Consider the following 8,148-nt stretch of genomic DNA (forward strand, 5'->3'; position numbering starts at 1 on the left):
CCCCCAGAGAATGCCCGAGTTTACTCCGATGAGTCGGGCACTTTACTCGAAGTGCACAAAGCGCGCGTAACGAACCGCCATTCACGGCGAGGCGGGACCGCGTGGTCTAAACCAATTTAGGTCCGATAGGGTTTCTGGAGTTGAGGTATCAGCCCGCCATCACGTACGAGGAGATCGGTTCCGTGAGCATCCGCGTAGGCGTCAACGGCTTCGGCCGCATCGGTCGCAACTTCTGGCGCGCGGTGGCCGCCAGTGGCAAGGACATCGAGATCGTCGCTGTCAACGACCTCACCGACAACGCGACGCTGGCCCACCTGCTGAAGTACGACAGCATCCTGGGCCGCCTCCCGTACGAGGTGAAGGCTTCCAGCGACGAGATCACCGTCGACGGCAAGGCCATGAAGGTCTTCGAGGAGCGCGACCCGGCCAAGCTGCCCTGGGGCGACCTCGGGGTCGACGTGGTCGTCGAGTCGACCGGCCTGTTCACCGACGCGACCAAGGCCAGGGTCCACGCCGACAACGGCGCCAAGAAGGTCATCATCTCCGCGCCCGCCAAGAACGAAGACGTGACGGTCGTCATGGGCGTCAACCACACCGCCTACGACCCGGCCCAGCACACCGTCATCTCCAACGCCTCCTGCACCACCAACTGCCTGGCCCCGATGGCGAAGGTCCTGCACGACGCCTTCACCATCGAGAAGGGCCTGATGACCACCATCCACGCCTACACGCAGGACCAGAATCTCCAGGACGGCCCGCACAAGGACCTGCGCCGCGCCCGCGCCGCCGCGCTCAACGTGGTGCCCACCTCCACCGGCGCCGCCAAGGCCATCGGCCTCGTGCTGCCCGAGCTCAAGGGCAAGCTCGACGGCTTCGCCATGCGCGTGCCGATCCCCACCGGCTCGGCCACCGACCTGACCATCGACGTCAGCCGTGACGTCACGGTCGAGGAGGTCAACGCCGCGGTCAAGGCCGCCGCCGACGGCCCGCTCAAGGGCATCCTCACCTACACCGAGGACCCGATCGTCTCCGCCGACATCGTCACCGACCCGGCCTCCTGCATCTTCGACGCCGGCCTCACCAAGGTCATCGGCAACCAGGTCAAGGTCGTCGGCTGGTACGACAACGAGTGGGGCTACTCCAACCGCCTGGTCGACCTCATCGAGCTGGTGGGCGCGGACCTGTAGGACGACGGGCGAGCGAGGAAAGGGAGCCAGTTGCGCAATCTCGACGATCTCGACGTGAAGGGCCGGCGCGTGCTCGTGCGCGCGGACCTCAACGTGCCGCTCGACGGTGAGACGATCACCGACGACGGTCGCATCCGCGCGTCGCTGCCCACCGTCCGGGCCCTCGCGGGCAACGGGGCGAAGGTCATCGTCTGCGCCCACCTGGGCAGGCCCAAGGGGCAGGTCAAGCCGGAGTTCTCGCTGCGGCCGGTGGCCCGGCGGCTGGGCGAGCTGCTCGGCCAGGACGTCGCCTTCGCCTCCGACGTGGCGGGCGACGGCGCCAGGGCCACCGTGGAGGGCCTCCAGGAGGGCCAGGTGGCCCTGCTGGAGAACCTCCGCTTCGAGCCCGGCGAGACGGCCAAGGACGACGCCGAGCGCCGCGCCTTCGCCGAGCGGCTGGCCGGGCTGGCCGAGCTCTACGTGGGCGACGGGTTCGGCGCCGTGCACCGCAAGCACGCCAGCGTCTACGACGTGCCGGCGCTGCTGCCGCACGCGGCGGGCGGGCTGATCGCGGCCGAGGTCGACGTGCTGCGGAAGCTGACCGAGGACACCGAGCGGCCCTACGTGGTCGTGCTCGGCGGCGCCAAGGTGAGCGACAAGCTCGGCGTCATCGCCAACCTGCTCACCCGCGTCGACCGGCTCCTGATCGGCGGCGGCATGGCCTACACCTTCCTCAAGGCCCAGGGCCACGAGGTCGGCGGGTCGCTGCTCCAGGAGGACCAGCTCGACCAGGTCCGCGGCTTCCTGACGGAGGCGGCCGAGCGCGGCGTCGACCTGGTGCTGCCGGTCGACGTGCTGGCCGCCACCCACTTCGCCGCCGACGCCGCCTTCGACGTGGTGCCCGCCGACGCGATCCCCGCCGACCGGCAGGGGCTCGACATCGGGCCCCGTACGCGGGAGCTGTTCGCCGGCAAGCTGGCGGACGCCAGGACCGTGTTCTGGAACGGCCCGATGGGCGTGTTCGAGTTCGACGCGTTCGCCGGCGGCACCCGCGCGGTGGCCGAGGCGCTGATCTCGTCCGACGCCTTCACCGTGGTGGGCGGCGGCGACTCGGCGGCCGCGGTGCGCAGGCTCGGCCTGCCTGAGGACGGCTTCTCGCACATCTCCACCGGTGGCGGGGCCAGCTTGGAATACCTTGAGGGCAAGACCCTCCCCGGACTCGCCGCTTTGGAGGACTGAGCGTGAGAAAGCCCCTCATCGCCGGCAACTGGAAGATGAACCTCAACCACCTTGAGGCGATCGCGCTGGTCCAGAAGATGGCCTTCGCGCTCAACGACAAGGACTTCGACCGCGCCGAGGTGGCGGTCCTGCCGCCGTTCACCGACCTGCGCAGCGTGCAGACGCTTGTCGACGGCGACAAGCTGCGCATCGTCTACGGCGCGCAGGACCTGTCGCCGCACGACGCCGGCGCCTACACCGGCGAGATCTCCGGCGTCATGCTCGCCAAGCTGGGCTGCACGTTCGTGACCGTCGGCCACTCGGAGCGCCGGCAGTACCACCGCGAGGACGACGACCTCGTCAACGCCAAGGTGCTGGCCGCGCTCCGCCACTCGCTGACGCCGATCCTGTGCGTGGGCGAGGGGCTGGAGGTGCGTCAGGCGGGCGGTCACATCGCCCACTCGCTCGGCCAGCTCGACGGGGCGCTGCGCAAGGTCCCCGCCGAGCAGGCGAAGTCGATCGTGGTGGCCTACGAGCCGGTGTGGGCGATCGGCACCGGCGAGGTGGCCACTCCCGACGACGCCCAGGAGGTCTGCGGCGCACTGCGGCAGCGACTCGCGGAGCTGTACGACCCCGAAGTGGCCTCGGCGGTCCGTATCCTTTACGGAGGCTCGGTCAAGTCGGCGAACATCGCGGGGATCATGGCTCAGCCGGATGTCGACGGTGCGCTCGTGGGTGGAGCCAGCATCGACGCCGGGGAGTTCGTGAAGATCTGCCGATTCTCGGATATGGCAGGCTAACTGAGCCGTTCGGTGGGTGCGACTTGACATGAGGTCGTACCCTCTAGAGGCAAGTCTGAATCGTCACGCGTACCAAACCATTGAAGGACTAGGCATACCGTGGAACTCGGAATCTCCATCGCCCTCATCCTGACGAGCCTGCTGATGATCTTGCTCGTCCTGCTCCACAAGGGCAAGGGTGGCGGCCTGTCTGACATGTTCGGCGGCGGTTTCTCGTCGAACTTCGGCGGTTCCTCGGTGGTGGAGCGTAACCTCGACCGGCTCACCGTCATCACGGGAGTGGTCTGGTTCGTCTGCATCATCGCTCTGGGCCTGCTCGTCAAGCCCTGAGGCCAGACAGAACGCGTGACAGTGATTCTCCCCCCGTGGCTCACGGGGCGATCGAGCGAGGAGTTCATCCGTGGGTAGTGGCAACGCGATCCGTGGCAGCCGAGTCGGTGCCGGTCCTATGGGGGAGGCCGAGCGCGGCGAAGCGGCTCCGAGAGTGCGGGTCTCGTTCTGGTGCGCCAACATGCACGAAACGCGCCCCAGCTTCGCCAGCGACGCAGCGATCCCCGAGCTGTGGGACTGCCCGCGTTGTGGCCTCCCGGCCGGTCAGGATGAGAATGCGCCGCCTGCCCCCCCGAAGAACGAGCCCTACAAGACGCACCTCGCCTACGTGAAAGAGCGCAGGAGCGACAAGGACGGCAAGGCCATCCTCCAGGAAGCCCTGGAGCGGCTGCGCAACAACAAGTCCCCCTGGTAGGGCCAGACCACCCGAAGGGCCCCGGCGTCGCGCCGGGGCCCTTCGGCGTGTTCAGGCCTTCTCGTACACGGCTTCGCCGTCGACGAACGTCATGCGGACCCGGGTGGTCCAGATGTCCTTGTCCGGCAGGGCGAACGGGTCGCGGTCGAGCACCACGAGGTCGGCGGGTCGGCCCGGCTCGATCTGGCCGGCGGGGGAGCGGTTGATCCACGCCGAGCCCGCCGTGTACGCGGTCATCGCGGTGGCCAGGTCGATGCGCTGCTCGGGCAGGAACGGCGTCTGCGCCGTCGGGTAGCCGGCGTGCACGGACCCGCCCGGTTCTGTGCGGTTGACGGCCACGTGCATGCCCTGCAGCGGGTCGGCGTTCGACACCGGCCAGTCGCTGCCGGCGCAGAACCGGGTGCCGTGCCGGAGCAGGTCCGCGAACGGATACTGCCAGGACGAGCGCGGCTCGCCGAGGAACGGCAGCGTCAGCTCGTCCATCTGCAGATGGTGAGTGGCCCACAGCGGCTGCAGGTTGGCCGTCACGCCCAGCTCGGCGAAGCGCGGCACGTCCGACGGCTCGATGATCTGCAGGTGCGCGATGTGGTGGCGGTTGGCCGGATCGGTGCCGGCGAAGCCGTCGAGTGCCTCGCGCACCGCGCGCTCGCCGATCGCGTGGACGTGCACCTGGAAGCCGAGCCGGTCGAGTTCGGCGACGTACTCCTTGAGCTTGGCCGGATCCACGTACGACAGGCCCGTGCCGCCGCACCGGCAGTAGGGCTCCAGCGTGGCGGCGGTGAAGTTCTCCGTGATGCCGTCCTGCATGATCTTGATCGAGGTGGCGGCGAACCGATCCAGCCCCTCGGCCGACGCCCGTCGTGAGAGCAGGTCGTCGATCTGGTCCAGGCCGCGGGTGCGGTCCCACCACAGCGCGCCCACCACGCGCGCCCTGAGCCGCCCTGAGCGGGCCGCGGACAGGTAGGCGGGCAACTGGTCGTCCGAGCCGGCGTACGAGCCCACGATCGCGTCCTGCCAGCCCGTGATGCCCAGCGTGAACAGGTGCGCCTGGGCGTCCATCAGGGCGGCGTCCAGGTCCGCCGCGGTGGGGCGCGGGGTGAGCAGGCCGACGAGGTCCATCGCGCCCTCGTGCAGCACGCCCGTGGGGGTGCCGTCCGGGTCACGCTCGATCCGGCCGTCGGCGGGGTCGGGCGTGTCCTTCCCGATCCCGGCCCGTTCCAGCGCGCGGCCGTTGACCCAGGCGGCGTGGTGGTCGCGCTGGATCAGGTAGGCGGGCCGGTCCAGGAAGTCGAGCTGCTCGCGCCTGGGCAGCCCGCCGGGGAAGGCGGACATGTCCCAGCCGCCGCCGTCGATCCAGGCCCTGTCCGGGTGCGCGTCCGCGTAGGCGCGGACGGCGTCAAGATACTCGTCCAGCCCGTACCGTTCCGAGAGGTCGCATCGGGCCCGCTCCAGGCCCGCCTGGACCGGGTGCATGTGCGCGTCGGTGAAGCCGGGCGTCAGCAGGCCGCCGTCCAGGTCCACGGTCTCGTGCCCGGGCGCCTGGGCGGACAGCTCCCGCTCGGCGCCGACGGCGGCGATCACTCCGTCGCGCACCAGGACGGACTCGGCGAAGTCGCCCTTCGCGGTGAACACGCGTCCGCCTCGGAAGAGTATGTTCATGCGGCCTGCTCTTTCGTACAGGTAGTTGAGCGGTGAAACACGACGTTAGCGGCAACGTAACAGGTACCCGGCATCCTTCTCATATGGGATTTCTGCGCATCCGCACCACCGTCGACGAGCGTCCCGGACGACTCGCCTCCCTCGCCGCCGCGCTCGCCGAGCGGGGTGGCAACATTCTCGGCCTGAGCGTCCAGTCCGACCCTGACGGCACCGTGGACGAGTTCGTCGCCGACATCCCCGCGAACCCCGAGACGGTGCGCGAGGCGCTCGAAGCGGCCGGCGGGCGGCGCGTCGTGGTCGTGCCCGCGACCGCGCACGAGCTGACCGACGAGCCCACCCGCGCCCTCCTGCTCGCCTCCCGGCTGCGCGCCATGCCGTGGCGGCTCCCCGAGCTGCTGGCGGAGCTGCTGCGCGCGGACGACGCCAGGTGGACCTATGGTGATGCGGTGAGTGATTTGCCTGATCCGACCCAGCTTGTCGTGCCGGTCGCGGCCAAGAGAGCCGTGCGGCTGCGCCGCGCGGAGCTGCCGTTCACCCTGACCGAGGCCGCCAGGGCCGCCTCCTTCGCCCGGCTGGCCCAGCCGCCCGTGGAGCAGGCGGGCGGTGAGACCGCGGTCAAGCTGGCCGACGGCGCCGAGGTCGTGATCAAGCCGCTCACTCCGGTCTACCGCGAGGCGGTACGCGACCTGCACGACCGTTGCTCGCCGGAGTCGCGCCGGTTCCGCTACTTCACCGCGATGCCGTCGCTGCCGCCGCGCATGTTCGAGCGGCTGTGCGACCGCCGCCGCGGCCACTCGCTGGTGGCGGGCAACGACGGGCAGGTGGTCGCGCTGGCCAACCTCGTCTTCACCGCCGATCCGGGCATCGCCGAGATGGCGTTCCTGGTCGAGGACCGCTGGCAGGGGCGCGGGCTGGGCTCGGTCATGGCCAGGGCGCTCGTGCGGGAGGCGAGGGACCTGGGCTACGCCGAGGTCAGGACCTCCATGCTCGCCGACAACGTACGCATGCGCAGGCTGCTCGTCTCGCTGGGCGCCACGCTCGCCTACACCGACGACCCCGGCGTGGTGGAGGGGCGGCTGCCCGTCGGCGCCATGACGTCAGTCTGACGGACCGGGTTCCGGCCCGATGCCGAGATGCCGCTCGATGCGTTCGAGGCTCTCCTGGATCTGCGCGAGCCGCTGGGCCACCGTCGAACTCGCGGTGAAGTACGTCTCACCCGGCCGCTCCTTCGGGCCCCGGTCCAGCCGGTCCAGGACGCGCTGCCGTATCGCGACGAAGTCGGCCCCCGTCGCCGCGAGTGCCTGCGCGCCCAGGCCCTGGCCCTCCTTGAGCAGGCCGAGCAGGATGTGCTCGCTGGAGATGTAGGTGTGGCGGAGCTGCAACGCCTCGCGCAGCGACAGCTCCAGCACCTTCTTGGCCCTGGGGGTGAACGGGATGTGCTCGTCTGGCCCGCTCTCGCCGGTGCCGATCTCGCGCACCACGAACTCCCGCACCGGCTCCAGGCTCGCCCCGCAGTCGGCCAGCACGCGCGCGGACGCCCCCTCGCCCTCCCGCATGAGACCGAGCAGCAGGTGCTCGGTGCCGATGTAGTTGTGACGCATGGCCCTGGCCTCCACCTGGGCGAGGACGACGACCTGGCGGGCACGGTCGGTGAAGCGCTCGAACACGGGCGGCCTCCGTTCGAGTGGGCTGTCTCCACTATGCGCTAGAAAACCGGCCATGTGGGGTACCTCACATGTGTGGATCTTGATGAGGTGGCCGGGCGGCTGTACGCGCTGCCGCCGTCCGATTTCACCGCGGCCCGCACCGCCGAGGCCCGGGCGGCCAAGGAGGCGGGCGACGCCGCGCTGGCCCGCGAGATCGGCAAGCTGCGCAAGCCCACCGTCTCCGCCTGGGCGGTGAACCGCGCCGCCCGTGAGCACGCGGACGAGCTGGGCGAGCTGCTGGCCGTCGGCGAGGAGCTGCGCGCGGCGTGGGCGGCCCAGGACTCCGACGCGCTGGCCGCGGCGACCCGGCGGCGCGGCGAGGTGACCGGCAGGCTGTCCCGGCTGATCAGGGAGGCGGCGGACCTGTCGGCCGCCGCCGCGGCGGAGGTGGACCAGACGCTCGACGCCGCCGTCGTGGACGCGGACGCCGCCGGTGAGGTGCGCCGCGGCCGTCTGGCCAAGCCGCTCAGCTACAGCGGTTTCGCGCCCGCTCCCGTGAGCGCCGCTCCGGCGGCCCGCAGGAAGAAGCCGCCCCCGCCGGAGGAGGACGAGGCCCGGAAGGCGAAGGAACGGGCCGAGACCGAGGCCAGGGAGGCGAAGGAGCGGGCGGAGGCCGAGGCCGCGTACCGCGAGTGGAGCGAGACTCTGGCCGAGGCCGAGCGGGAGCACGGCGAGCGCGCCGACAAGGTGGCCCGGCTGGAGAAGAGGCTGGCCAAGGCGCGCAAACGGCTGGAGGCCGCCGCCCACCGGCTCGACGTGGCCCGCCGCGAGGAGCGCCACGCCCGCGCCCGGCTGAACGGCTAGCGTCTCCCGGGACAGAAGCACCGCCCGTCAGAGCGACGGCGCGGCCATGT

At 70.7% G+C, this 8,148-nt stretch carries 9 protein-coding genes; 7 read left to right on the forward strand and 2 right to left on the reverse strand.

The features are described 5' to 3' along the window. The first annotated feature begins 182 nt into the window (after positions 1–182). From gap to AB0K05_RS19025, 5 genes are all read left to right on the forward strand, one after another. The gene (gap, locus tag AB0K05_RS19005) at positions 183–1,187 is read left to right on the forward strand and encodes a type I glyceraldehyde-3-phosphate dehydrogenase (protein WP_148031265.1); all 1,005 of its coding nucleotides are present in this window, start codon (positions 183–185) and stop codon (positions 1,185–1,187) included. Between the two features lie 30 nt (positions 1,188–1,217). Next, on the forward strand, positions 1,218–2,405 hold the full coding sequence (locus AB0K05_RS19010) for a phosphoglycerate kinase (protein ID WP_148031266.1): 1,188 nt from the start codon (positions 1,218–1,220) through the stop codon (positions 2,403–2,405). Then, positions 2,402–3,184 carry a triose-phosphate isomerase gene (tpiA, locus tag AB0K05_RS19015; protein ID WP_271275636.1) on the forward strand — a complete coding sequence of 261 codons (783 nt, stop codon included), beginning with the start codon at positions 2,402–2,404 and terminating at the stop codon, positions 3,182–3,184. Before AB0K05_RS19010 ends, tpiA begins: the two co-directional genes overlap by 4 nt. A gap of 99 nt (positions 3,185–3,283) precedes the next feature. Beyond that, positions 3,284–3,514, forward strand: coding sequence for a preprotein translocase subunit SecG (secG, locus tag AB0K05_RS19020; RefSeq protein ID WP_148031268.1), 231 nt, complete (start codon positions 3,284–3,286; stop codon positions 3,512–3,514). Positions 3,515–3,584: 70 nt separating this feature from the next. Further along, positions 3,585–3,929 (forward strand): RNA polymerase-binding protein RbpA, encoded by a 345-nt coding sequence (locus AB0K05_RS19025; RefSeq protein ID WP_148031269.1) that lies wholly within the window; start codon positions 3,585–3,587, stop codon positions 3,927–3,929. A gap of 51 nt (positions 3,930–3,980) precedes the next feature. Here AB0K05_RS19025 and AB0K05_RS19030 read toward each other — a convergent pair whose 3' ends face one another. Next, positions 3,981–5,588, reverse strand: coding sequence for an amidohydrolase (locus tag AB0K05_RS19030; RefSeq protein ID WP_364230476.1), 1,608 nt, complete (start codon positions 5,586–5,588; stop codon positions 3,981–3,983). Positions 5,589–5,671: 83 nt separating this feature from the next. On the opposite strand from AB0K05_RS19030, the gene AB0K05_RS19035 reads away from it, so the two are divergent. Then, entirely contained in the window at positions 5,672–6,694 is a 1,023-nt protein-coding gene (locus tag AB0K05_RS19035) for a GNAT family N-acetyltransferase (protein ID WP_148031271.1), read from the forward strand. On the opposite strand, the gene AB0K05_RS19040 is transcribed toward AB0K05_RS19035, so the two are convergent. Continuing rightward, entirely contained in the window at positions 6,686–7,255 is a 570-nt protein-coding gene (locus tag AB0K05_RS19040; RefSeq protein WP_148031272.1) for a Clp protease N-terminal domain-containing protein, read from the reverse strand. The genes AB0K05_RS19035 and AB0K05_RS19040 overlap by 9 nt on opposite strands. 72 nt (positions 7,256–7,327) lie before the next feature. On the opposite strand from AB0K05_RS19040, the gene AB0K05_RS19045 reads away from it, so the two are divergent. Beyond that, positions 7,328–8,098 carry a hypothetical protein gene (locus AB0K05_RS19045; protein ID WP_271275590.1) on the forward strand — a complete coding sequence of 257 codons (771 nt, stop codon included), beginning with the start codon at positions 7,328–7,330 and terminating at the stop codon, positions 8,096–8,098. Positions 8,099–8,148: the final 50 nt, after the last annotated feature.

The organism is Nonomuraea sp. NPDC049486, from assembly GCF_040676925.1.
Classification (GTDB): domain Bacteria; phylum Actinomycetota; class Actinomycetes; order Streptosporangiales; family Streptosporangiaceae; genus Nonomuraea; species Nonomuraea ferruginea.

Excerpts from the sequence above, each read along its gene's own strand:
- AB0K05_RS19035 (WP_148031271.1), top strand. The coding sequence starts at position 5,672 with ATGGGATTTCTGCGCATCCGCACCACCGTCGACGAGCGTCCCGGACGA.
- AB0K05_RS19030 (WP_364230476.1), bottom strand. The coding sequence starts at position 5,588 with ATGAACATACTCTTCCGAGGCGGACGCGTGTTCACCGCGAAGGGCGAC.